This window comes from Flavobacterium columnare (genome assembly GCF_014844295.1).
Classification (GTDB): Bacteria; Bacteroidota; Bacteroidia; order Flavobacteriales; family Flavobacteriaceae; genus Flavobacterium; species Flavobacterium columnare.
Genome location: NZ_CP054494.1, coordinates 116,584 through 142,027, shown reverse-complemented (window position 1 = coordinate 142,027; position 25,444 = coordinate 116,584). Strand labels below are relative to the sequence as shown.

The following is a 25,444-nucleotide window of genomic DNA, read 5'->3' as shown; positions in this document are numbered from 1 at the left end:
ATTTAAGGGAATCGTTACCCTATTATATCTAATTTAGCAAAACGTAATAGTAATTTTTTAATGCCTCCAATTTCAAAGCGTATTTCCGCTTTTTTATCTGCCCCAACACCTTCAAGATTTAAAACTTGCCCTTTACCAAATCGTTCGTGCATAACAATATTGCCAATTATTAAACTTGTATTGTTACTTGTATTGCCAATTTCGGCTCCTGATGTAGGATTAGACAATGGTTTTAAGCGTCTAATTGCAGGGTTAGATGCAGACTCTGTGTTAATTTGTTTAGGTGGTGTACCCGCAATAGGTTTTTGTAAACGTAGTTTGGATTTGTCTACCTCTCCGAAAATATCAGTATTAATAGTAGGTTTGTATCGGTAATTCGTTTCTACTGGAGATAAAAATTCTAAATATTCCGAGTTTATTTCTTCTATAAAACGAGAAGGTTCAGAATCTACTAGCTTGCCCCATCTATAACGAGATTGAGCATAGGTTAAGTAGGCTTGATGTTCTGCTCGGGTTAAGGCTACATAAAAAAGGCGTCTTTCTTCCTCCAGTTCACTTCTAGTATTTAAACTCATAGCACTTGGAAACAAGTCTTCTTCCAATCCCACAATAAAAACAGTGGGGAATTCAAGACCTTTGGCTAAGTGAATAGTCATTAATGCCACACGGTCATCATCGCCCGTGTCGTTGTCTAAATCCGTAGCTAAAGCCACATCTTCTAAAAATTCGGATAAAGCACCTCTAGCACCATCTACTTCCTTTTGCCCCTCTATAAAGTCTTTTATACCATTTAGTAATTCTTCAATATTTTCTATTCTAGCAATGCCTTCAGGAGTTCCGTCTTTTTTCAGTTCTTGAACGAGTCCTGTTTTTTTAGTAACATGTTCTGTTAAATAGAAAGCATCTTGATTTTCGTTGATGACCTGAAAACTTTTGATCATGGTTACAAAATCACTTATTCGTTGTTTTGTACCTGAATTTAATTTTAAATCAATTTTGTCAACGTGTTCCATTACTTCAAAAATGGAACGCTTATAATAGTTTGCTGCTACCGTTAATTTTTCTACGGTGGTATCGCCTATACCTCGTGCGGGGTAATTAATAACGCGTACTAATGCTTCTTCATCTTTAGGATTTACTACTAGTCTTAGATAAGACAGTACATCCTTAATCTCTTTTCTTTGGTAAAAAGAGAGTCCACCATAAATTCTATAAGGAATATCTCTTTTTCGCAACGCGTCTTCCATAGCGCGAGATTGTGCATTGGTACGATATAAAATAGCAAAATCACTGTTCTTTTTTTGATTTTGCATTTTGTCCTCAAAAATACTAGATGCTACAAATCTTCCTTCTTCACCATCGGTTAAGCTTCGGTGTACTTTTATTTTAGGACCATTATCATTAGCAGTCCAGACTACTTTATCAAGTTTCGTTTTATTGTTATCAATAACGTTATTTGCCGCTTCTACTATGTTTTTTGAAGAACGATAATTTTGTTCCAAACGATACATTTGCACATTCTCATAGTCCTTTTGAAAATTTAGGATGTTGTTAATATTAGCTCCTCTAAAAGCGTAGATACTTTGAGCATCATCCCCTACAACGCAAATATTTTGAAAACGATCAGAGAGTGCTCTAACAATTAAATATTGAGAATGATTAGTATCTTGATACTCATCTACTAAAATGTATCGAAAGCGATCTTGATATTTCATCAAGACATCAGGGAAACGAGTTAAAAGTTCATTGGTTTTTAATAATAAATCATCAAAATCCATAGCTCCTGATTTGAAGCAACGTTCAACATAATTTTGATAAATTTCTCCTAATCGAGGCTTTTTGCTCATGGCATCTGCTTCTTGTAATTCAGGATTATTAAAGTACGCTTTTACTGTAACAAGGCTATTTTTGTATTGTGATATCCTACTTAATATTTGTTTGGGTTTATAAATATCCTTGTCTAATTGCATTTCCTTAATAATTTGTCCTATCAAGCGAACAGAGTCTTGAGAATCGTAAATAGTAAAATTAGAAGGATAGCCCAGTTTTTCGGATTCTATACGTAGAATTTTTGCAAAAATAGAGTGAAAGGTTCCCATCCACAGATTTTTAGCTTCATTGTTTCCTACAATACTTGCAATTCGGATCTTCATTTCACGAGCGGCTTTGTTTGTAAAAGTTAAGGCTAAAATATTGAAAGCATCTACTCCTTGACTCATCAAGTTAGCAATACGAACCGTTAATACACGTGTTTTGCCTGAACCAGCTCCAGCAATTACAATCATGGCACCGTCTTTTTGTAAAACAGGTGCTCTTTGTGCATCATTTAGTTTTTCTATTATCTCTTGAATCATAACCAAAAATCAAAGGGTCAAAAATACTGCTACTAAAATTGGATTACAATAATTTTTTTGAGTTTATTTGTATTCATATCATAAATTAATAAAAAGTATCTTATAAAAATGAATTCAGTAAACGTATTAGAGATTGCAGCGTACACAATTCCTTCTATAGTAACAGCAGGTGTTGCGTATTATTTTTTTCAAGCGTATTTCAAAGATCAGCAAAATATGCGCTATTGGTTATTACAAAAAGAAAATCAAAAAGACTCTTTACCATTAAAATTGCAAGCATACGAAAGAATGGCTTTGTTTTTAGAACGTATTAATCCCACTAAGTTGTTAATGCGAGTTGCTCCAATGAGTGAAGATAAGATGCTCTATGCTGTTTTTTTACTAGATCATATAGAACAAGAATTAGAGCATAATATTACGCAACAAATCTATTTAACAGATAATTGTTGGAATGTTATTTTAACTGCCAAAAATACGATTGCACATAATATACAAAAAACAGCTAAAAGAGATGATATAAAAGACGCTGATAATTTACGTCAGACCATTATGAATCAATTGGCCAATCAAGAATCCCCTACAACTGTAGCTCTTGCATATCTTAAAAAAGAAATTGGACAGATACTATAGTTTTAGAGGTTTCTTTTTTATTTTAAAAAATTATTATACGTATCTTTCTCTGTTAGAAAAGGATTTTTTATTTTCGTTGAATGAATAAAAGAATAAATATAGTTAGCTACCTACTATTGGGGGTGTTGTGGTTTGTCCTAGCATTCCAATCTTTGCATTCATTCGAACACTTAATAGAACAATTAAATACACCTCATTGTCAACATAAGTATGATCATTCGCATACGGTTGTTTCACACGATCATCAAGATTTTGATGACTGTTTTGTTTGCCATTATTCTTTTAGTGATTATTTAAAGACGACACTATCTACTATTGATTTTGAATCAATAGATTACAATGCTGCATATTTGTTTGGTTATATTGAGAAAATAAGTTTTTTCAATGGCAGTTTACAAAATACTCGCGCTCCTCCGTTTTTTATTGTTTAATTAATTGTATATCTCAATATTAACAATAAAAATAAAATAAATGAAAAATTTTTTAATAGCCCTATTTTTGGGGCTTAGTGCTATTGTATATAGTCAAAATAACTTAAAAGGAAACGTTTCAAATATAAATAAAGAAAAAATAAAAGGCGTTTTAGTAGCCATCCCTGAGTTGCATAAAGAAACGACAACGGATGAATTTGGAAATTTTAAATTTGATAAACTTGCATCGGGGTCCTTTTCTATTATCTTTTCTCATCCTAATTATGATGGATATACTTCAATAGTTGTGCTAAATAAAAAAGAAAATAGTTATGATGTCGTTCTTTTAGAGGAACATACACATCATATAGAAGAAGTAATTGTTTCTACTGCATTTAATAAAGCTCAGAGCCAAAATGTAATGAAAGTAGAACATAGTTCATTAAAAGCATTGCAACAAAAAGGCGGGGCTACACTTATGGAAAATATAGCCACAATACCAGGGATTTCCAATGTATCAACAGGATTGTCAATAGGTAAACCAGTCATTAGAGGATTAAGCGGTAATCGTGTTTTAGTTTATTCACAAGGAGTACGATTAGAAAATCAACAGTTTGGAGAAGAACATGGCTTAGGCTTGAGCGATAATGGGATTGAAAGTGTTGAAGTGATAAAAGGGCCTGCTTCTTTATTATATGGTTCTGATGCTTTGGGAGGAGTCTTGTATTTTAATCCAGAAAAATTTGCAACATCAGGGACTTATGTTGCTGATTTTTCACAAAAATATTTTAGCAATACCCAAGGAAGTTCTACAGGATTTGGTTTGAAGTCATCAGGCGAACATTGGAAGTTTTTTGTAAGAGGTGCTCATAATACCCATTCAGACTATTTAACAGGGAAAGATCAAAGGGTAACTAACTCACGTTTTAATGAAACAGATGCTAAGATAGCTTTAGGTTATTACCATTCGAAATTTTTATCAATACTAAGATATAATATTAATAATCTAGATTTAGGCTTACCAGAAGAATTGAGTGAGCAAAGTTTGTCTAAAAAAACGCTTGATCCAAAACAAGCAATAATAGCACAAATAGCTAGTTGGAATAACACTCTATTTTTAAGAAATTCTAAATTAGAAGCCGAAATAGGCTATGTGGCTAATAAGAGAAAAGAATTTGAAAATTCTCCAACAGCCTTGTTAAATATGAATTTACAAACCTTAAACTATAATTTAAAATATTATACCCCTAAGATAGGTAATCTAGAAACAATTGTTGGAGTTCAAGGAATGTTACAAACCAATAAAAATTCTGGTGATGAAATTTTAATTCCAGATGCCAAAACACATGATTTAGGGGTTCTTGTAACGTCTATGTATACTCGGAATAAAAATGTTTTGCAAGCAGGAGTTCGTTTCGATACAAGAAAGATAAAAACAGATTTGCATGGAGAAGAAGGAGAAGAGGGATATTTTAAGGCAGTTGATAAAAATTTTAAAAGTATCAATGCTTCTTTCGGATATAAAACTAATTTGTTAGATAATTTAATTATGAGGCTAAATGTAGCTAGTGGATTTAGAGCTCCTAATTTAGCAGAACTAACATCTAACGGGGTTCATGAAGGAAGTAATCGTTATGAAAAAGGAAACGAAAATTTAAAAAATGAGCAAAATATTCAAACTGATTTGAATCTAGAATATGGAAATTCTCATTTTGAATTATTTGCTAATGGATTTTATAATCATATAAAAAATTATATTTACATAGCTCCAACAGCTGATCGTATAGAGGACAAAGAGGTGTATACTTATGAACAGGCAGATGCTAAATTATATGGAGGAGAAGTGGGAGTGCATTTACATCCACACCCAATAGATTGGTTGCATATAACTTCTAGTTTTGAAATGGTGGTAGGAAAAAAACAAAATAACGAATTTTTACCATTGATACCTGCTAATAAATGGATGAATACAATAAAAGCACAATTTGATTGGAATAAAACAATAAAAGAAGGGTATATTTTTGCTAATTATGAAACAAATTTTGCCCAAAATACTGTTTCTGCTTTTGAAATAGCAACAGCTTCTTATTCGTTGTTTAATTTGGGATTGGGAGGGAATTTATCTCTTTTTAAATTAAATTTTAATCTAAATGTTACAGCAAATAATATTTTAAATCAAAAATACATAGCTCATTTATCACGTTTAAAAGCAGATAATATTCAAAATATGGGAAGAAATATTGTATTTGGAATTAATTTTAAAATCTAAAAACTATTGATTTTCAGCTAAAAAGCACTCTTTTTTAAGGGTGCTTTTTTTTTTAACGTATTTCTAACATTTGAAAATGTATTTTTGTTTAAAATAAATTAAAAAATGAAAATTTTAACATCTACAGTGATTTTGGCTACTAGTTTGGGGGCTATAGCACAATCTAAAATAAACATGAATTCTATGGAATATCCTGAAACAAAAAAAAAGGAACATGTTGATACCTATTTTGGAACAGCTATTCAGGATCCTTATCGTTGGCTTGAAGATGATCGTTCCTTAGAGACCGAGGCATGGGTAAAGACTCAAAATACCGCTACTTATAAATATTTAGATCAAATACCTTATCGGGCTGTATTGAAAGAGCGTTTGGAAAAAATGTGGAATTATGAAAAAATTAGTTCCCCATTTATAGAAGGAGATTATACTTATTATTATAAGAATAATGGTTTACAAAATCAATCCGTTTTATATAGAAAAGATAAGCAGGGAAAAGAAGAAATATTTTTAGATCCTAATACATTTTCTAAAGATGGAACAACATCGTTAGCAGCTGTCAACTTTTCAGAAGATGGAAGCAAGGTAGCTTATCAAATTTCTATAGGAGGATCAGATTGGAGAGAAATAATTATTATCGATGCCAAAACCAAAAAAATATTAGATACCAAAATAATAGACGTTAAGTTTGGTGCAGTTTCTTGGTATAAAAATGAGGGTTTCTATTATTCCAGCTATGACAAACCCAAAGGAAGTGAATTATCAGCTAAAACAGATCAGCATAAGTTGTATTATCATAAATTAGGAACCAAACAAAAAAACGATCAAGTAGTTTTTGGTTTAGATAAAAAAAGATTATACGTAGGAGGATTTGTAACAAGAGATAATCATTATTTAGTCATAACAGCATCTAATTCAACCTACGGCAACGAATTATATATAAAAGACCTAAGGAAAAGCAATAGTCCCATCATAACTTTAGTAGATAATTTTGATTCAGATAATGATGTAATAGAAAATAAAGAAGATGTTTTTTACATAACAACGGATTATAAGGCACCCAATAAAAAAATTGTAACAGTGGATCTATCAAATCCAAAACAAGAAAACTGGAAAGATTTAATAAAAGAAACTACAGATGTATTAACTTCCACGGTAGGGGCTGGATATATTTTTACACACTATATGCAAGATGCTGTTTCTATGGTAAAACAATATGATTTTTCAGGAAACTTAATACGCATAATTAAATTGCCAGGAATAGGTTCAGCAAGTGGTTTTGCTGGAAAACCAAAAGATAAAACATTATATTTTTCTTTTTCTAATTATTACACTCCTAATAGTATTTATTCTTTACATCCAGAAACTGGAGAGACAACTATTTATCAGAAACCTAAAGTAGACTTTCAGAGTGATCTGTATGAATCAAAACAAGTGTTTTATAAATCTAAAGATGGAACAAAAGTTCCAATGATTATAACATATAAAAAAGGGACTAAATTAAATGGAAAAAATCCAACTATATTATATGGATACGGAGGATTTAATATAAGTTTAATGCCTAGTTTTAGTGTTTCAAATGCACTCTGGTTAGAAAATGGAGGAGTTTATGCTGTAGCTAATTTGCGTGGAGGAGGTGAATATGGAAAAAAATGGCATATAGCAGGAACTAAATTGCAAAAGCAAAATGTTTTTAATGACTTTATAGCAGCAGCAGAGTATCTTATAAAAAATAAATTTACATCTAGTGATTTTTTAGCAATTCGAGGAGGTTCTAATGGAGGCTTATTAGTAGGAGCAACCATGACACAGCGTCCTGATTTAATGAAAGTAGCTTTGCCAGCCGTTGGAGTATTAGATATGTTGCGTTATCATACCTTTACGGCAGGTGCAGGATGGCGATACGATTATGGAACAGCTGAAGAAAGTAAAGAAATGTTTGACTATCTAAAAAAATATTCGCCTGTACATAATGTAAAAAAAGGAGTAAAATATCCAGCAACCTTAGTAACTACAGGAGATCATGATGACAGAGTAGTACCAGCACACAGTTTTAAGTTTGTATCAGAACTTCAAGAGAAACAATCAGGAACAAACCCCACTTTGATACGTATTGATATCAATGCAGGACATGGAGCTGGAAAATCAGTCTCTGCTACTATAAATGAAAATGTAGACATACAAGCATTTACGTTATGGAATATGGGAATCAAAAAAATAAATTAAGATAAAAATATTTTATGTAATATAAGTATTTTAAAACCGTCTGAAAAAATCAAACAGACGGTTTTTTTTGATCGGAATTTATATGATTAAAATATTCTTTTTACAGAAACTAATTTACCCTATCTTTAGTTATATTATACAGAATATTTGATCAAATAAAAAAATAACATCTAAAAATTATTTTTAAAAATTTTAGATAATTCTTAATTATAGTATCTTTGCAACTTCTAAAAAAATAAGGAATTATGTTTAATAATTTATCAGAGAAGTTAGATAAGGCGTTTCATATATTAAAAGGACACGGTAAAATTACAGAAGTAAATGTTGCAGATACCTTAAAAGAGGTACGTCGCGCATTACTTGATGCTGATGTTAACTTTAAGATTGCTAAAGATTTTACAACCAGAGTAAAAGAAAAAGCATTAGGACAAGATGTATTAACAACCTTACAACCAGGACAGCTATTAGTTAAAATCGTAAAGGATGAATTAACAGAGTTAATGGGAGGTGACGTACAAGGAATTAATTTATCAGGAAGTTTCTCGGTTATTTTAATGTCTGGTTTACAAGGTTCTGGTAAAACAACCTTTTCTGGTAAATTGGCTAATTTCTTAAAAACAAAGAAAAATAAAAAGCCCTTATTAGTTGCTTGTGACATCTATCGCCCAGCAGCTATTAACCAGTTACATGTTGTAGGAGAACAAATAGGTGTAGAAGTATATTCTGAACCAGAAAATAAAAATGCGGTTGAAATTGCACAAAATGCTATCAAGTACGCTAAATCAAATGGTTTTACGGTTGTTATAGTCGATACAGCAGGACGTTTAGCTGTTGATGAGGAAATGATGACTGAAATTGCTAATGTTCATAAAGCAATTACGCCTAACGAAACCTTATTTGTTGTAGACTCAATGACGGGTCAAGATGCAGTAAATACTGCAAAAGCATTTAACGATCGTTTAAATTTTGATGGCGTAGTTCTTACTAAATTAGACGGGGATACACGCGGAGGTGCTGCTATATCAATTAAAACTGTTGTCAATAAACCTATTAAGTTTATTGGTACGGGTGAAAAAATGGATGCCATTGATGTGTTTTATCCAGAACGTATGGCAGACCGTATTTTAGGAATGGGAGACGTTGTGTCTTTAGTAGAACGTGCTCAAGCACAGTATGACGAAGAAGAGGCACGTAAATTACAACGCAAGATAGCCAAAAATGAATTTGGGTTTGATGACTTCTTAGCTCAAATACAACAAGTTAAAAAAATGGGTAATATGAAAGATCTGGTAGGGATGATACCAGGTGCAAGTAAAGCTCTAAAGGATGTAGAAATTGAAGATGATGCTTTCAAGCACATTGAAGCTATTATTTATTCAATGACACCAGGAGAAAGAAGTAAACCCTCATTAATTGATACAAAACGTAAGAACAGAATAGCCAAAGGATCAGGTAGAAAAATAGAGGAAGTAAATCAGTTGTTAAAACAATTTGATCAGATGAGTAAGATGATGAAAATGATGCAAGGACCAGGAGGTAAGCAATTAATGAAAATGATGGGAGGTATGAAAGGTGGGCTTCCAGGAATGAAATAGTAAAGAAGGTGCGTGTTTTCGCGCCTTTTTTATTTAAAAATAAATAGATAACAACACACAAAATAAAAAAAGAATGCAAATTTTAGATGGAAAAAAAGTTTCTGAAGACATTAAAAACGAAATAGCAATACAAGTTCAAGCAATGAAAGCAAAAGGAGAAAAAGTACCTCACTTAGCCGCTTTGATTGTAGGAAATGATGGCGCTAGCTTAACTTATGTAGCTAGTAAAGTAAAAGCTTGTGAAAGAGTAGGTTTTGAATCTACTTTAATAAAAATGCCCAGCACTACTTCCGAAACAGAACTACTAAAAAAAATAAAAGAATTAAATGAAAATAATGAAATAGACGGTTTTATTGTTCAGTTACCTTTACCAGAACAAATTGATACACAAAAAATTTTAATGGCAATTGATCCTAGTAAAGATGTAGATGGATTTCATCCTGAAAACTTTGGAAAAATGGCATTAGATATGTCTACATTCATTCCTGCTACACCATTTGGTATCTTAGAATTATTGGAACGCTATAACGTTGAAACCAAAGGAAAACATACAGTAGTTATTGGACGTAGTCATATTGTTGGAAGACCTATGAGTATTTTAATGGGAAGAAAAGGATTTCCAGGAAACTCAACAGTTACTCTAACGCATAGTCATACCAAAAATATCAACCAAATTACTTCACAAGCTGATATTATCATTTCTGCTTTAGGAGTTCCAGATTTCCTAAAAGCAGAAATGATTAAAGATGATGCAGTAATCATAGATGTTGGAATTACAAGAGTACTCGATGAAACCAATCCAAAAGGATATGTGATAAAAGGAGATGTAGATTTTGAAAATGTTTCTAAAAAAGCATCTTATATAACCCCTGTTCCTGGTGGTGTAGGACCTATGACAATTGCCATGTTGTTGAAAAACACATTATTAGCTCGTGAGTTTAAAATAGAAAGAACGAAGTAATCCTTTTGTAAAGGCAAATACTTGTTTGTTGTCTCGTGCACAAAAAAGGTGTTTTTATTACAATTTCATTCGATTGGTTAAGTATAAAACAATTCAATAAAACAATTCAATAAAACAATTATAAGTTCAAGGATTTTTTAGCCATCCCTATTTACGCTATTAAAAAAATGAAGATGAGAATTATTGAAGCACAGAAAAAAGATATTGAAATAATCAGAAATTTAGCGTATACTATTTGGCCAGATACTTATGCTGAAATATTAAGCTCAGAGCAAATAAGTTATATGTTAGATTTATTTTATAATAAAGATGCGTTATTATTGCAAATGAATACTAATCAACAATTTTTATTAGTAAAAGAGGATTCTCAATATTTAGGTTTTGCCTCTTATGAAATAAACTCGAAATCTAAAAAAACAAAATTGCATAAAATTTATATACTTCCAAATTTACAAGGAAAAGGAGTAGGACATTTTTTGTTGAATGAAGTAGAAAATAGAGCAAAAGAAGCCAACAACTTCTATCTTTATTTAAATGTGAATAAGTATAATAAAGCATTCTATTTTTATAAAAAAATAGGATTTGAAATTATTGAAGAAGAAGTAATTCAATTAGGAAAAGGGTATGTTATGGATGATTTTGTATTAGAAAAAAAAATAATTTAATAATAGCCTCCTTGAATTTATGGTACAATATAGTATTTATAAGAAAGGGCATTAGATATCAATGTATATCATTGAGGAATCTTTGATAAACACTCAAAAACGGGTTTGCAATAAAGGGGATTTTTATTAGTAAACCCGTTTTGTGTTTTATTTAGTTTTGATTATATTTTTTAAAACAGATTTATCTTCAAAATTTTCTACCTCTAATTCAATAGACTGTTTTTTAGTAGTAAATCCTTCTATTATGTAGCGTTTTCCACCTGATTTAGTTTGAATATTACTTCTGCTAAAATCTACATCACCATAAGTTAAAGTATTCCGGATATCCGTAGTGTCAATCCATTTTTCAGATAATATCTTAGAAGCTTCTTTTGAATAATGAAAAGGTTTTGAACGTAAGTTGTTTAAAACGCGATCATTCGGAAAATAACTACAACTTGTTTTTTTTTGATTTAATACAAAAAACAAAACAATACTACCTCCTAAAACACCAAATAGATAATAAGCCAAGCGATATGTAAATGTGCTCATTTAATTTTTTTTTTTACAAAAGTAATAAATCTTATGGATTAAAATACGATTAGGTTAATATCTCTATATGTTAGATTAAACCATTCACCTATTGTTTTATTACTTAAAATACCATGATAAAAATAAATACCATTTCTTAATCCAGCATCACAGCGTATTGCACTTTCTATTCCTCCGTCATCCGCAATTTGTAGCAGGTAAGGAGTTATAATATTACTAATAGAAAGAGATGCTGTTTTAGCATAACGAGAAGGGATGTTGGGGACACAATAATGTGTTACGCCATGTTTTACAAAGGTTGGATTTTCATGGGTAGTAATTTCTGAAGTTTCAAAACAACCTCCAGTGTCTATACTAACATCTACTATAACAGAACCTTTTTTCATGTGACTTATCATATCTTCTGTTACAACGATAGGAGTTCTGTGTTTGCCTCGCATTGCACCTATAGCAACATCGCATCTTCTCAGGGATTTGAGCAGTGTTTTGTTTTGTATAGTTGAGGTAAAAATACGTTGCTGTAAGTTGTTTTGCAACCGTCGTAATTTTGTAATAGAATTATCAAACACTTTTACGGAAGCACCTAGACCAAGAGCTGTTTTAACAGCATATTCCGCTACGGTACCAGCTCCTAAAATGATAACTTCAGTAGGTCTTACTCCTGTGATATTGCCAAAAAGTAATCCATTACCCCCTTTGTTACAAGTCATCAACTCTGCTGCTATTAGTATAGAAGCTGTTCCTGCAATCTCGCTTAAAGATTTAACAGCAGGAAAAGAATTGTCATCATCTTTTAGATACTCAAAAGCAAGTGCTGTAATTTTCTTTTTTTTAAGAGACTCAAAGTATTCCTTTTTGCGAGTTTTTATTTGTAATGCTGAGATAAGAATTGTTTGAGACTTCATCATTTCAATTTCTTCTTGAGTAGGTGGTTCTACTTTTAGAATCATAGGACAAGCAAAAACTTTTTTAGTATCATTGGTAATTTCAGCCCCCGCATCGCTATAATCCTTATCACTATAACTAGCATTTTTACCAGCCCCCGCCTCAATTAGTACTCTGTGACCATGACTAACGATTGCATTGACTGCATCAGGTGTTAAACAAATACGTCGCTCTTGAAAAGCAGTCTCTTTTGGAATACCAATAAAGAGTTCGCTTTTGTGTTTGGTAACTTCCAATTTTTCCTCTTGTGGAAGCAACTCTTTCTTACTAAAAGGAGTAATGACCATGATGATATTTTATAAAGGGACAAATTACGAAAAAATCTTAATGGGAACAAAGCTACCTATTGTTTTATTTTTAGACTCATGATATCTGCTAATTCAATGTATTGTTAATCCTTATAACGAGTTTTTCTAAAATAATAAATATTTTTACTGTAAAGTATTAAAGGAATTTGTGAACGAATTATTATTTATACTCTTAAAGTTTAAGGAATTAATTCGAGTAATCTTTTTCCATCTTCTAGAATCGAAATGCTAATAACTGTGTGGTTTTCAGGAATTAGATCAGGTATTTTTTCCGCCCACTCTATAAAGCACCAATGACCAGAATATAGATATTCTTCTATTCCCATATCTAATGCTTCAGCTTGTGATTTTAGACGATATACATCAAAATGATATATGATTTGATGATTGTTCGTTTCGTATTCATTGACCAAACTAAATGTAGGGCTACTAGTTGCTTCTTTTACGCCTAAAACTTTGCATAAAGTTTTTATAAAGGTTGTTTTTCCAGCTCCCATTTCTCCATTAAAAAGGATCACTTTTTTTGGATTAGCCCTTAAAAAATCGTTTGCAATTTGTTCGATGTCCTCTAAGTAATATTCTAACTTCATTGTTTAGGTTTCAATTTTCTACCGCAAAAATAGATAAATGTAATTAAACTTAGAAAAAACAAAAAATATTAAATCCTTAACTCAGATTACGTATTAGAAATTTATTACGGATAAAGATGACTTTGAATCTTAAAAAAGGACTTAATTTTTTGTTCTCAATATAGTAAAACTAGACTTTGTGGGGGAAATCCCCTTGGATTTTATCTTCTTTGCTCTTTTGTTTTTCATCATAAGGGTTAATGTATACTCTGAGATTAATTGGGTAGAAGTTCTTTAGAATGTCTTTAGAAAGAGGGAAAAAAGCAAAGAAAAAAAGGTTTAATACCATTTAAACTTTGAATTTTCTTTTTAAAAATAGTATCTCTACAAAAGCAACAAAAATTAGTGTTGGTTCTCGATGCGCTTCGCGCTCGAACGAACGATGATTTCAATTACATACTCAACCGTCTGTTCGAGTTGTTTTTAAAATGAAAAAAAACGTATCGAGAACTTTACTTTTTAATCCAGTATATTTTAAGTTTAAATGGTGTAATTTTTACAACTTGATTTCTTTAGAAAATAAGATAACGATTTCCTTAATTATAAAAGGGAAAGTGTGTAAATGGTTATTCCTATAAAAATAATGGGCAGAGGGTGTAAAAAAACAATTGTTTTCTTTGCTTAAAATAGATTTAATTATTAAAATTATTTTTTTGGGCTAAATACTAAAAAAGGAACAACCATTTCTTCTAACGAAATACCTCCATGTTGATATGTATTTCGGTAATAACTAGCATAATGATTGTAATTATTTATATAAGCTAAAAAATGATCACTTTTAGCAAAAATAAAAGAACTTGTCATATTAATAGTTGGCAATCCTATTTTTTTAGGGTCTTTAACAGCAAAAACATCTTTAGATTCATAAGTAAGACTTCTTCCTGTTTTGTAGCGTAAGTTTAAACTGGTATTTTTATCACCAATAACTTGAGAAGGGTTTTTTACATTAATGGTTCCGTGATCTGTTGTTAGTATTAATTTGAATCCTAAACGTTGTGCTTGTTGAATAATTTCTAAAAGAGGAGAATTTTTAAACCAACTTAAGGTCAAAGAACGATATGCTTTATCATCTGATGCTAACTCTTTTACGACATCCATATCCGTTTTAGCATGTGAAAGCATATCAACAAAGTTGTAAACAACAGCTACCAATTTTTTGTTTTTTAATCCTTTGAAGTTTTCGGCTAATTTTTTACCATTAGAAAAATTAGTAACTTTAAAATATTCATGTGAAATATTTAGTCTAAGGCGTTTGAGTTGTTCCGTCAAAAATTCTGCTTCATACAAATTCTTTCCCCCTTCATCAACATCATTTTTCCAATATTGAGGGTACATTTTTTCCATTTCTGTGGGTAACAAACCTGAAAAAAGAGCATTACGAGCGTACTGAGTCGCTGTAGGTAATAAGGCAAAATAAGGGGTCTCAGCTTCTAGTTTGTAGTGATTTCCTAAAACGGTTTCAAAAGCTTTCCATTGGTCATAACGTAAATTGTCAATTACAACAAAAAGTACATTTTCATCTTTCCTCAATTCAGGAACTACAAGTTTTCGGAATACTTCATGAGATAATATAGGACGATCTTGTGATTGTGTGAACCAATCTTCGTAATTTTTTTCAATAAATTTGCCAAATTGTGAGTTAGCTTCCGCCTTTTGAGATTCTAGAATTTGAAACATATTTTGATCATCTATGTTTTCTAGTTCCATTTCCCAAAACATAAGTTTTTTGTATAAATCTACCCACTCTTCATACGTGTTTACCATGGCCATATCCATGGCTATTTTTCGGAACTCTTTTTGGTAATCCAACGTCGTTTTTTCAGATATTAGTCGAGAGTGATCTAAATTCTTTTTTAAGCTTAAAAGGATTTGATTGGGATTAACAGGTTTGATTAAATAATCTGCAATTTTAGAACCAATAGCTTCTTCCATTAAGTACTCTTCTTCGCTTTTTGTAATCATGATAATAGGAATGGCCTGCTTTTTTTCCTTCATTTCTGCAAGAACCTCAAGACCAGACATACCAGGCATATTCTCATCTAAAAAAATAATGTCAAAATTCTCCTCCTGAAAAAGATCTAAAGCATCTCTTCCGTTATTACAAGTTGTAACTTGATAATTTTTCTTTTCTAAAAATAATATATGTGGTTTTAGTAAGTCTATTTCGTCGTCAACCCAAAGTATTTTCATGGTTTACCTTTTTTTATTATGTGATAGTTTTATGATTTTCTAACTATAGAACGAATGCAATGTACTATTTTAAAAACTATCGTTTCTTAAAAATAATATAAAAAATAGTATTTTTTTTACATTTAAAATATATTTGATCTCTAAACATATATAAATTAAGATGAAAATCAATAAACTATTTATTCTACTATTAACCATTATTGTTTTTGCAGAAAGTTGCAAAAAAGAAATGCTAGATCCTAATAATCCAGATGTTTTAGTTGCTAATAGAGATACTACGATTGATTTGTCAAATGATTTTTTTGAATACGCTAATGGAGGGTGGTTTAAAAAAAATCCAATTCCAGCGTCAGAAAGAAGTAATGGGATTTTTAGGACTATTCAAGATACAATAAACAGTCAGATTAAACAGATTTGTGAGAAGTCAGCTAAAGAAAATGCAGAAATAAGAAGTAATAAACAAAAAATAGGAGATTTTTATCTCTCAGGAATGGATACTTTAACGATAAATAAGTTAGGTCTTAGTCCTTTGCAAAAAGAGTTAGCCAAAATTGAAAATATAAAAAATCTTTCCTCATTAACAAAACATTTAGCCTATATGCACACTATAGGAGCGGCTCCAGGGTTTGATTTTTATATTGCTCAAGATGATAAAAACAGTGCTAAATATGCCCTTTTTTTTACCCAAGGAGGCTTAGGAATGGGGAATCGGGAGTATTATTTTAATGCAGACAAGGAAGCCGTAAGAATACGAGGAGCTTATTTTAGCTATTTAGAACAGATATTTAAGCTAATAGGAACTGAAAAGACAGCTTTTGATGATGCCCAAACAGTTATAAAACTAGAAACAGAATTAGCTAAACATTCAAGAAAACTGGAAGATCTTAGAGATCCTATAGCTAATTATAATAAAATGACTCTGACAAAATTTAAAGAACTAACACCTAATTTGATGTGGGATACTATGTTAGAGCAATTAAAAATTAAAAAGGCAGATTCTCTTATTGTGGGACAACCTGAGTTTTACAAAGCACTAAATAATACGATAAAGAAACATACAATTGAGGATTGGAAAGTTTATCTAAAATGGAATTTAGTGAATTCGTATGCTGTCTACTTAAGCGATAATTTTGAAAAAAAACATTTTAATTTTTATTCAACTGTTATGAGTGGTGTCAAAGAACAAAAGCCAAGGTGGAAGCGAGTTGTAGAAAAAACAGATGAAGCTCTTGGAGAGCTCATTGGCCAAGTATATGTAGAAGAATATTTGCCCAAAGGAACGAAAGAAAAATTATTGGAAATAGGAAATGCTATTAAAACTGTTTATGCCGATCGAATTAAAAAGTTGGATTGGATGAGTCCAGAAACTAAGAAAAAAGCCCTCTTCAAATTATCTAAAATCGTTATGAAAGTAGGGTATCCAGATAAATGGAAAGATTTAAGTTCCATTTTAATTGATAAACATCATTATTTAGCTAATATAATGGCAGTAAATCAATGGAATTATAATGAAATGGCTTCTAAATACGGTAAATCTGTAGATCGTACAGAATGGGGTATGTATCCACAAACTTACAATGCCTATTACAATCCAAGTAATAACGAAATATGCGTTCCCGCTTGTAATATAATCGTTCCTGGTTTTAAAGGACGTATGCCAGATGATGCCGTGCTATACGGTATTATAGGAGGATCTACTTTTGGACACGAAATTACACACGGTTTTGATGATCAAGGAAGCCAATATGACGAAAAAGGCAATCTAAATAATTGGTGGACTACTGAAGACCTGAAAAAATTTAAAGCTAAAACAAAAGCTATCGTAAAACAATACAATAGCTATCAAGCATTACCTGGCAAATTTGTAAATGGTCAGGCAACCCAAGGAGAAAATATTGCCGATTTAGGCGGGGTAATTATGGGCTATGAAGCTTTCAAAAAAACAGAACAATTCAAAAAAAAGCAAAAAATAGCAGGCTTAAAACCTAACGAGCGTTTCTTTTTAGCCTACGGTTACGCTTGGATGGTTAATGTTAAAACAGAAGCATTAGCACAACAATTAATAGAAGATGTTCATGCTCCAGCACGGTACAGAATCAATGGACCTTTAAGTAATATAGATGTATTTTATGAAACATTTAAAATAAAAGAAGGAACAAAGATGTTTATTCCTAAAAACGATAGAGTAATTATTTGGTAATTAATATCGCTATAATTAAAAAAACGGATAGTTGATGAAAATTCTCAGGTTTTTTTATCTTTGTTATACTAAATCTACATTTGTGAGTAATACAAACAAACTTAAGATATTTAATGATCCCATATATGGTTTTATAACCATTCCGAATCCTTTAATTTATGATCTGATACAACATCCTTATTTTCAGAGATTAAGAAGGATCACTCAGATGGGGATGTCATATTTAGTTTATCCAGGAGCTAATCATACACGTTTTCATCACGCACTAGGATGCTTGCATATAATGCAAAAAGCAGTTAGCGTGCTTCGGTTTAAAAATGTGGTAATTTCAGAAGAAGAAGAAAATGCCCTATACGTGGCTATATTGTTACATGATATAGGACATGGTCCATTTTCGCACGCTATGGAACATAGCATAGTAGAAAATGTTCATCATGAAGAAATTTCTCTTTTATTTATGAATAAACTAAATAAGGAATTTGATGGAAAACTAACGTTAGCTATTCAAGTTTTTAAAGGAGAGTATCATAGGAAGTTTATGCTTCAACTGATTTCAAGTCAGTTAGATATGGATCGAATGGACTATTTAAAAAGAGATAGTTTTTATAGCGGAGTAGAAGAAGGAAAAATTAATTCCGATCGTTTAATTCAAATGATGAATGTAGTAGATGATATTTTGGTTATAGAAGAAAAAGGCATTTATTCTGTTGAAAAATTTTTAATGGCTCGTAGACTCATGTATTGGCAAGTATATCTGCATAAAACAAATTTAGTTGCAGAAGAAATTTTAACCAAAATATTAAAAAGAGCTAAAGAGCTATATCAAAAAGGGATAGAAGTAGAGTGTAGCAAACCTCTGTACTTTTTTATTAAAAATAAAGTTTATTTTGAAAAATTTGATGATTTTATACTAGAAGAATTTTCAAAGTTAGACGATACAGATATAGTGGGAGCTATAAAAAATTGGCAATATCATGAAGATTACACCTTAAGTGAGTTAAGTAGGATTATAATTAATAGAGATTTATTAAAAATAAAATTGGGAGAAGAAAAATTTCCTCCAGAAGAAATAAATCAATTAATAGATGATTTTGCCCAACTAAAAAAAATATCAACTCTAGAAGCAAAATATTTTGTTTTTAAAGGAAAAATAAAAAATCAAGCCTATAGTAAAATAGCAGAACCCATCAGGATACTTAAAAAAGACGGAATATTAGAAGACGTAGCCGTTTTGTCAGATCAATTGTCCTTAAAGGCTTTGTCAAAACAAGTAACTAAATACTATTTGTGTTATCCAAAACAACTAAATAAAAGTTAAAATTTCGGTAAAATTTTATACTTTTGCAAGAATTATGAAGTTTACAGCAGAACAAATTGCAGGAATATTAGAAGGAGAAGTAGTAGGTAATCCTAATGCTGAAGTCTCCAAATTGTCTAAAATAGAGGAAGGTACAGAAGGATCACTAACGTTTTTAGCCAATCCCAAATACCTAAATTATATATATGAAACGAAGGCAACTATAACAATTGTAAATAAAAGTTTTGAGCCCGAGAATGAATTGACTACTACTTTAGTAAAAGTAGAAGATGCTTACAAATCTTTTTCAAAATTGTTAGAATTTTACAACCAAATAAAACACAATAAAATAGGCATAGAGGAACCCTCTCTACTGTCAAAAAGTACTAAATACGGAAATCATTTTTATCTAGGTGCTTTTAGTTATGTAGGTGAAAATGTAATAATAGGTGAAAATGTAAAAATATTTCCAAACTCATTTATAGGAGATAATGTTGTTATTGGTGATAATACAATGATTTTTGCAGGAGCAAAAATTTACTCCGAAACCATAATAGGAAAAAATTGTACAATTCATTCTGGAGTAGTTATAGGTGCCGATGGATTTGGTTTTGCGCCTAATGAAGACGGAGAGTATACCAAAGTTCCTCAAATTGGAAATGTTATTATTGAAGATAATGTAGACATAGGTGCAGCAACTACCATAGACAGAGCAACCTTAGGGTCTACTATTATACGTAAAGGGGTTAAGTTAGACAACCAAATTCAAATAGCCCATAATGTAGAAATAGGTAAAAACACAGTAATAGCTTCCCAAACAGGAGTGGCAGGTTCTACTAAAATTGGAGAAAATTGCATGATAGGTGGTCAAGTAGGTATTGTAGGACATATCATTATTGGTAACAATGTTAAAATACAGGCTCAATCAGGTATTGGTAGAAGTTTAAAAGACGGAGAAGTTGTACAAGGAAGTCCAGCTTTAGGTTATAGCGATTTTAATAAATCCTATGTACATTTTAAAAACTTACCAAAAATTGTATCAGAAATAACAGAACTAAAAAGAAATATAAAGAAGTAGTAGTCATGGTTAAACAAAAGACCATTCAGTCAGAAATTACACTAAAAGGAGTTGGTTTGCATACAGGTAAAGAAGTTGCAATGACTTTTAAACCCGCTCCTATAAATAATGGTTTCACTTTTATACGTGTTGATTTAGAAGGACAACCTATTATTGAAGCAGATGCAAATTATGTTGTAAATACCCAAAGAGGGACAAATCTAGAAAAATTAGGAGTTATGATTCAAACTCCTGAGCATGTCTTGGCAGCGTTAGTAGGATGCGATTTAGACAACGTAATTATTGAATTAAATGCCTCAGAACTACCTATCATGGATGGCTCCTCAAAACATTTTGTAGAAGCTATAGAAAAAGTAGGATTAGTAGATCAAGACGCAGAACGCGATGTTTATGTAGTAAAAGAAGTTATTTCTTATTTAGATGAATCAACAGGTAGCGAGATTACGGTTATTCCATCAGATGAATATTCAGTAACCACTATGGTTGATTTTGGAACTAAAGTATTAGGAACACAAAATGCTTCAATGAAAAGCATTTCTGAATTTAAATCAGAAATAGCATCTTGTAGAACTTTTAGTTTCTTACATGAGTTAGAAATGCTATTAGAACACGGTCTTATTAAAGGAGGAGATCTTAATAATGCCATTGTTTATGTAGATAAAGAATTATCAAATGAAACAATGGATAAATTAAGAGTTGCTTTTGGTAAAGATGAAATTTCAATTACACCTAATGGGGTACTAGATAATTTAACCTTGCATTATCCAAACGAAGCAGCTCGTCATAAATTATTAGATGTTGTTGGAGATTTAGCTTTGATAGGAACCAAGATAAAAGGGAAGATTATAGCTAACAAACCAGGGCATTTTGTAAACACACAATTTGCAAAAAAAATTGCAAAAATCATAAAAAATGAACAACGTAATAATGTTCCCATTTATGATTTAAATAAGGAGCCTTTAATGGATATTCATAAAATAATGTCTATGCTTCCACACAGACCCCCTTTTTTATTAGTAGATAGAATTTTGAGTATGACGGATACTCAAGTGGTAGGTCTAAAAAATGTAACTATGAACGAAGATTTCTTCGTTGGACATTTTCCAGGAGCTCCAGTGATGCCAGGAGTTTTAATTGTTGAAGCAATGGCTCAAACAGGAGGAATATTAATTTTAAGCACGGTTCCAGATCCTGAAAATTACCTTACTTACTTTATGAAAATTGATAATGTTAAGTTTAAACATAAAGTTTTACCTGGTGATACTTTAATTTTTAAATTAGAACTATTATCCCCAATAAGAAGAGGTATTTGTCACATGCAGGGATACGCGTTTGCAAATGGAAAATTAGTAGCAGAAGCTGAATTAATGGCTCAAATTGTTAAAAATCAATAAGTGTATAGTGTTTAAAAAAAGAAAAACACTAGCTAGTTCAAATTTATAATAAATTAGAAATGAATCAACCATTAGCATATGTGCATCCAGGGGCAAAAATTGCGAAAAATGTTGTAATTGAGCCTTTTACAACAATACATAATAATGTGGTAATAGGCGAGGGGACTTGGATAGGTTCTAATGTGACGATCATGGAAGGAGCTCGTATAGGTAAAAACTGTAACATCTTTCCTGGAGCCGTTATATCAGCTGTTCCACAAGATTTAAAATTTGGAGGAGAAGATTCTTTGGCTGTTATAGGTAATAATACCACTATTAGAGAATGCGTTACTATCAATAGAGGAACAGTAGCCTCTGGTCAAACAATAATAGGTGATAATTGTTTAATTATGGCTACAGCCCATGTTGCTCATGATTGTCATATCGGAAATAATACTATAATAGTAAACGGGGTAGCTCTAGGAGGTCATGTTACTGTTGGAGATCACGCTGTGATAGGTGGACTGGCGGCAGTTCATCAATTCATTTCTATTGGAGATCATGCAATGGTATCTGGAGGTTCATTGGTTCGCAAGGATGTACCTCCCTATACAAAGGCTGCCAAAGAGCCATTATCGTATGTAGGAATTAATTCAGTAGGTCTTAGAAGAAGAGGTTTTTCCACGGAAAAAATTAGAGAAATTCAAGATATATACAGAATTTTATATCAAAAAAATTATAATACAACTCAAGCACTAGCAATCATTGAAGCAGAAATGACAGCTACTCCAGAGCGAGATGAAATTCTTGATTTTATTAGAAATTCATCCAGAGGTATTATGAAAGGTTATACAGGAAATATTTAAAAAAAAATAGTAAAATAAAAATGGCAAGTACGGCAGACATTAGAAACGGATTGTGTATTAAGTATAATAACGATATCTTTAAAATCGTTGAATTTTTACATGTTAAACCAGGGAAAGGACCTGCTTTCGTTAGAACTAAATTAAGATCATTAACTTCTGGAAAAGTATTAGATAATACCTTCTCAGCAGGGCATAGAATTGATGTAGTGCGAGTTGAAACACACACTTTTCAGTATTTATATAACGAAGGATCCGAGTTTCATTTTATGAATCAAGAAACTTTTGAACAAATAACTTTAAATAAGGATATTCTAGATGCTCCTGATTTGTTAAAAGAAGGGACTAATGTAATGGTTCAAATTAATACAGAAACAGAAATGCCTTTGTCTGTAGATATGCCAGCTTCAGTAGTTTTAGAAGTAACCTATGCTGAACCAGGAGTAAAAGGAAATACAGCAACGAATGCTACAAAACCTGCGACAGTAGAAACAGGAGCTCAAGTAAACGTACCTTTATTTATCAATGAAGGTGATAAAATCAAAATAGATACAGCAACGGGCGCTTACATGGAGCGTGTTAAGGAATAATGAAATTTCTCAGACAATATAGTTTAGAGGAAATAGCGTCTATTATAAATTGTCAATTTATAGGAGACGCTGGTTTTCCTGTTTTAGGGATGAATGAAATTCATGTCGTTCAGTCAGGCGATATTGTTTTTGTAGATCACCCTAAATATTATGATAAAGCCTTGCAATCCGCAGCTACAATTATTTTGATAAACAAAGAAGTACAATGTCCGGAAGGAAAAGCATTGTTAATTTCCGAGGACCCCTTCAGAGATTTTAATTTTCTCACGAAATATTTTAGACCCTTTCAAGCTTCTAACACATCTATATCTTCTAGTGCTATAATAGGAGAAGGAACTATAATACAACCCAATTGCTTTATTGGTAACAATGTAAAAATAGGCTCAAATTGTTTAATTCATCCCAACGTTTCTATTTATGACCATACGGTTATTGGTGACAATGTTATTATTCATTCAGGAACTATTATTGGAGCAGACGCATTTTATTATAAAAAAAGACCAGAAGGATTTGATCAATTATTGTCAGGAGGAAGAGTAGTGCTTGAAGATAATGTAGGAATTGGAGCATTATGTACAATTGATAAAGGTGTAACAGGGGATACTACTATAGGTGAAGGAACTAAAATAGATAATCAAGTACATATAGGACACGATACTATAATAGGAAAAAAATGTTTAATCGCTTCGCAAACAGGTATTGCAGGTTGTGTTGTTATAGAAGACGAAGTTACATTGTGGGGACAAGTAGGTGTTGCTAGTGGTATAAAAATAGGTAAAAAAGCAGTGATAATGGGGCAAACAGGTGTTACAAAATCACTTGAAGGATCTAAAGCTTATTTTGGTACACCCGCAGAGGAATCTCGTGAAAAATTTAAGCAATTAGCAAACCTTAAAAAAATGCCAGAAATACTTAATAAGTTTAATCAAAACGAAGAATAAATAAAGTATAAAAAGTATACAAAAAATCATATATTCTTTTGAAAAAATAATTTTAAAGTAAAAGTAAAAGGTTTACTTTTGCGTCATATATTTTATAACAAACAATACACATATTATGAGTGTTTTAGTAAATAAAGATTCAAAAATAATCGTACAAGGTTTTACAGGAAGCGAAGGAACTTTTCATGCTTCGCAAATGATAGAGTACGGAACTAACGTAGTAGGAGGAGTGACTCCTGGTAAAGGAGGAGCTACACATTTAGATCGTCCTGTATTTAATACGGTTAAAGATGCAGTAGATCAAGCAGGTGCAGATACGTCTATTATTTTTGTACCACCAGCGTTTGCAGCAGATGCTATTATGGAAGCAGCAGATGCAGGTATTAAAGTTATCATCTGTATTACTGAAGGTATTCCAGTAGCTGATATGATTAAAGCATACGATTATATTAAAGGAAAAGGTTGTAGATTAGTAGGTCCTAACTGTCCAGGTGTAATCACTCCAGAAGAAGCTAAGGTTGGTATCATGCCAGGTTTTGTTTTCAAAAAAGGAAATATTGGAATTGTGTCTAAATCAGGTACTCTTACTTATGAAGCAGCAGATCAAGTAGTTCGTCAAGGATTTGGAATAACTACAGCTATTGGTATTGGTGGTGATCCAATTATTGGAACAACTACAAAAGAAGCTGTTGAATTATTAATGAATGATCCTGAAACACATTGTATCATCATGATCGGTGAAATTGGAGGTCAATTAGAAGCAGATGCAGCTAAATGGATTAAAGCAGACGGTAATCGTAAGCCAGTTGTAGGCTTTATTGCAGGTGAAACGGCTCCAAAAGGACGTACAATGGGACATGCAGGGGCAATCGTTGGAGGAGCTGACGATACAGCTGAAGCTAAAAAACGTATCATGAGAGAAAATGGTATCCATGTTGTAGATTCGCCAGCTGAAATTGGTAAAAAAGTAAAAGAAATATTAGGATAATTTTTTGAGACACATTAATATCATAAAAAAACTCCTGTTTACTAACCCCAAAAGTTAGATAAACAAAAACTATTTAAATAAGAAAAAGGCTATCCTAAACTTTAGAATAGCCTTTTTCTTATACTATCTATTTTTTAAAACGGTAAATCCACAGGGATTACAAACCTAGATTACCCCTTACCCTTTGCGGTGAAGATAAAAAAGCACCAAAATTTTTTCCTCAGCTATATTTTGCTAAAATAAATCTACTTTTTTTAGATTTAAAGTTATTTTAACTGTAACACATTTATGATGCGTAGTCTGGGGGATAATTTCATGATCTAAAAAATAAAAGACAAACAAAAAAATTAAATAGATCTGAATATTATTTAATATATATATTAAAAAGAATGTAATTATTCAAA

Annotated in this window: 20 protein-coding genes; 15 read left to right on the top strand and 5 right to left on the bottom strand. The window is 31.4% G+C overall.

Annotated features, from left to right (window positions below; translation table 11 throughout):
• Window positions 1-14: 14 nt before the first annotated feature.
• Window positions 15-2,354: an ATP-dependent helicase gene (locus HUE53_RS00600; RefSeq protein WP_394368214.1), complete on the bottom strand. Its 2,340-nt coding sequence runs from the start codon at window positions 2,352-2,354 to the stop codon at window positions 15-17.
• 108 nt (window positions 2,355-2,462) lie between these two features.
• On the opposite strand from HUE53_RS00600, the gene HUE53_RS00595 reads away from it, so the two are divergent.
• The 7 genes from HUE53_RS00595 to HUE53_RS00565 all read left to right on the top strand — a co-directional run bounded on the left by HUE53_RS00595 (window position 2,463) and on the right by HUE53_RS00565 (window position 11,107).
• On the top strand, window positions 2,463-2,984 hold the full coding sequence (locus HUE53_RS00595; RefSeq protein WP_065213273.1) for a DUF7935 family protein: 522 nt from the start codon (window positions 2,463-2,465) through the stop codon (window positions 2,982-2,984).
• 152 nt (window positions 2,985-3,136) lie between these two features.
• On the top strand, window positions 3,137-3,415 hold the full coding sequence (locus tag HUE53_RS00590) for a hypothetical protein (protein WP_192188599.1): 279 nt from the start codon (window positions 3,137-3,139) through the stop codon (window positions 3,413-3,415).
• Window positions 3,416-3,455: 40 nt separating this feature from the next.
• Complete coding sequence (locus HUE53_RS00585; protein WP_192188598.1) at window positions 3,456-5,663, top strand: TonB-dependent receptor; 2,208 nt, start codon at window positions 3,456-3,458, stop codon at window positions 5,661-5,663.
• A 105-nt stretch (window positions 5,664-5,768) separates the two neighbouring features.
• Window positions 5,769-7,886 (top strand): prolyl oligopeptidase family serine peptidase, encoded by a 2,118-nt coding sequence (locus HUE53_RS00580; RefSeq protein ID WP_041253202.1) that lies wholly within the window; start codon window positions 5,769-5,771, stop codon window positions 7,884-7,886.
• Between the two features lie 245 nt (window positions 7,887-8,131).
• Entirely contained in the window at window positions 8,132-9,481 is a 1,350-nt protein-coding gene (gene ffh / locus HUE53_RS00575) for a signal recognition particle protein (RefSeq protein ID WP_014165302.1), read from the top strand.
• A 73-nt stretch (window positions 9,482-9,554) separates the two neighbouring features.
• A complete protein-coding gene (locus HUE53_RS00570) occupies window positions 9,555-10,442 on the top strand; it encodes a bifunctional 5,10-methylenetetrahydrofolate dehydrogenase/5,10-methenyltetrahydrofolate cyclohydrolase (protein ID WP_014165301.1) in 888 nt (295 codons plus the stop codon).
• A 167-nt stretch (window positions 10,443-10,609) separates the two neighbouring features.
• Entirely contained in the window at window positions 10,610-11,107 is a 498-nt protein-coding gene (locus HUE53_RS00565; protein WP_225556161.1) for a GNAT family N-acetyltransferase, read from the top strand.
• 147 nt (window positions 11,108-11,254) lie between these two features.
• On the opposite strand, the gene HUE53_RS00560 is transcribed toward HUE53_RS00565, so the two are convergent.
• The 4 genes from HUE53_RS00560 to porX form a co-directional block, all read right to left on the bottom strand.
• On the bottom strand, window positions 11,255-11,638 hold the full coding sequence (locus HUE53_RS00560) for a DUF4258 domain-containing protein (protein WP_014165299.1): 384 nt from the start codon (window positions 11,636-11,638) through the stop codon (window positions 11,255-11,257).
• A 38-nt stretch (window positions 11,639-11,676) separates the two neighbouring features.
• Window positions 11,677-12,870: an alanine dehydrogenase gene (locus HUE53_RS00555; protein ID WP_014165298.1), complete on the bottom strand. Its 1,194-nt coding sequence runs from the start codon at window positions 12,868-12,870 to the stop codon at window positions 11,677-11,679.
• A 200-nt stretch (window positions 12,871-13,070) separates the two neighbouring features.
• A complete protein-coding gene (tsaE, locus tag HUE53_RS00550) occupies window positions 13,071-13,481 on the bottom strand; it encodes a tRNA (adenosine(37)-N6)-threonylcarbamoyltransferase complex ATPase subunit type 1 TsaE (protein WP_014165297.1) in 411 nt (136 codons plus the stop codon).
• Between the two features lie 684 nt (window positions 13,482-14,165).
• Window positions 14,166-15,710 (bottom strand): T9SS response regulator signal transducer PorX, encoded by a 1,545-nt coding sequence (porX, locus tag HUE53_RS00545; protein ID WP_065213275.1) that lies wholly within the window; start codon window positions 15,708-15,710, stop codon window positions 14,166-14,168.
• Window positions 15,711-15,870: 160 nt separating this feature from the next.
• On the opposite strand from porX, the gene HUE53_RS00540 reads away from it, so the two are divergent.
• The 8 genes from HUE53_RS00540 (at window position 15,871) to sucD (ending at window position 25,040) form a co-directional block, all read left to right on the top strand.
• Window positions 15,871-17,910, top strand: a complete 2,040-nt coding sequence (locus HUE53_RS00540; protein WP_065213276.1) for a M13 family metallopeptidase — start codon at window positions 15,871-15,873, stop codon at window positions 17,908-17,910.
• Window positions 17,911-17,992: 82 nt separating this feature from the next.
• The gene (locus tag HUE53_RS00535) at window positions 17,993-19,228 is read left to right on the top strand and encodes an HD domain-containing protein (protein WP_065213277.1); all 1,236 of its coding nucleotides are present in this window, start codon (window positions 17,993-17,995) and stop codon (window positions 19,226-19,228) included.
• Between the two features lie 34 nt (window positions 19,229-19,262).
• On the top strand, window positions 19,263-20,285 hold the full coding sequence (gene lpxD, locus HUE53_RS00530) for a UDP-3-O-(3-hydroxymyristoyl)glucosamine N-acyltransferase (RefSeq protein ID WP_065213278.1): 1,023 nt from the start codon (window positions 19,263-19,265) through the stop codon (window positions 20,283-20,285).
• Window positions 20,286-20,290: 5 nt separating this feature from the next.
• Window positions 20,291-21,679, top strand: coding sequence for a bifunctional UDP-3-O-[3-hydroxymyristoyl] N-acetylglucosamine deacetylase/3-hydroxyacyl-ACP dehydratase (locus HUE53_RS00525; protein WP_097609310.1), 1,389 nt, complete (start codon window positions 20,291-20,293; stop codon window positions 21,677-21,679).
• Window positions 21,680-21,738: 59 nt separating this feature from the next.
• A complete protein-coding gene (gene lpxA / locus HUE53_RS00520; protein WP_014164188.1) occupies window positions 21,739-22,524 on the top strand; it encodes an acyl-ACP--UDP-N-acetylglucosamine O-acyltransferase in 786 nt (261 codons plus the stop codon).
• Between the two features lie 20 nt (window positions 22,525-22,544).
• The gene (efp, locus tag HUE53_RS00515; RefSeq protein ID WP_192188597.1) at window positions 22,545-23,111 is read left to right on the top strand and encodes an elongation factor P; all 567 of its coding nucleotides are present in this window, start codon (window positions 22,545-22,547) and stop codon (window positions 23,109-23,111) included.
• The gene (locus tag HUE53_RS00510) at window positions 23,111-24,052 is read left to right on the top strand and encodes a UDP-3-O-(3-hydroxymyristoyl)glucosamine N-acyltransferase (RefSeq protein WP_065213279.1); all 942 of its coding nucleotides are present in this window, start codon (window positions 23,111-23,113) and stop codon (window positions 24,050-24,052) included. The genes efp and HUE53_RS00510 overlap by 1 nt, the downstream gene beginning before the upstream one ends.
• 115 nt (window positions 24,053-24,167) lie before the next feature.
• Window positions 24,168-25,040 carry a succinate--CoA ligase subunit alpha gene (sucD, locus tag HUE53_RS00505; RefSeq protein ID WP_065213280.1) on the top strand — a complete coding sequence of 291 codons (873 nt, stop codon included), beginning with the start codon at window positions 24,168-24,170 and terminating at the stop codon, window positions 25,038-25,040.
• The last annotated feature ends 404 nt before the right edge of the window (window positions 25,041-25,444 follow it).